The 233-nt window shown below is 46.8% G+C and carries 1 protein-coding gene; it reads right to left on the reverse strand.

From position 1 onward, the window contains the following. Nucleotides 1-33 precede the first annotated feature (33 nt). Nucleotides 34-233: SbmA/BacA-like family transporter (locus tag MFF40_RS28635; RefSeq protein ID WP_272415209.1), on the reverse strand; the 200-nt coding region annotated here is incomplete at its 5' end.

The following is a 233-nucleotide window of genomic DNA, read 5'->3' on the forward strand; positions in this document are numbered from 1 at the left end:
TAGAGGATTGACGCGCGACATTACTTCTCCTTTTTAGCTCAAGGTATGGGTTACTTCCTGAATTTTGTCACCATCCAGCTCATGTTCAAAGCTGCGCAGACGTTTGTAGATAGACATCAACTCAACCAGTGTGGTCCATGAGTTAATCAGGTACTGGAAAGCACCGCGAACCTGACCAAAAACGTTGGTAATCTGCGTCATCAGGCCGAGCGTAATCGTACCGGCAACAATTG

Source organism: Methylobacterium mesophilicum (assembly GCF_022179445.1).
Taxonomy (GTDB): domain Bacteria; phylum Pseudomonadota; class Alphaproteobacteria; order Rhizobiales; family Beijerinckiaceae; genus Methylobacterium; species Methylobacterium mesophilicum.